Origin of the sequence: Streptomyces sp. AC555_RSS877 (genome assembly GCF_019049245.1) — a bacterium.
GTDB lineage: Bacteria > Actinomycetota > Actinomycetes > Streptomycetales > Streptomycetaceae > Streptomyces.
The window spans coordinates 1-305 of the sequence record NZ_JAGMUK010000173.1 but is presented as its reverse complement, the minus strand read 5'-3'; the positions used below and the strand labels follow the sequence as shown (position 1 = coordinate 305).

Annotated in this window: 1 protein-coding gene; it reads right to left on the bottom strand. The window is 72.8% G+C overall.

What is annotated here, in order from left to right; genetic code table 11:
* Positions 1-305: chaplin family protein (locus KUM49_RS38295; RefSeq protein ID WP_217241571.1), on the bottom strand; the 305-nt coding region annotated here is incomplete at both ends.

Genomic DNA, 305 nt, shown 5'->3' with positions numbered 1-305 from the left:
CCGCGTCGCCACCGCCGTCCTCGGCGGCACAGCTGTTGCCCGCCGCCGGGTTGAGCAGCCCCACCACGTTCACGGTGTTCTCGCACACGTTCACCGGGGCGTGCACCGGGAGCTGCACGGTGTTGCCGGACAGCACGCCCGGTGAATCCTTTCCGCCCCCGTTCGCGGTCGCCCCGCCGTCCGTGGAGGTTCCTTCGGGCGTCCCGGCCGCGTCGCCACCGCCGTCCTCGGCGGCACAGCTGTTGCCCGCCGCCGGGTTGAGCAGCCCCACCACGTTCACGGTGTTCTCGCACACGTTCACCGGG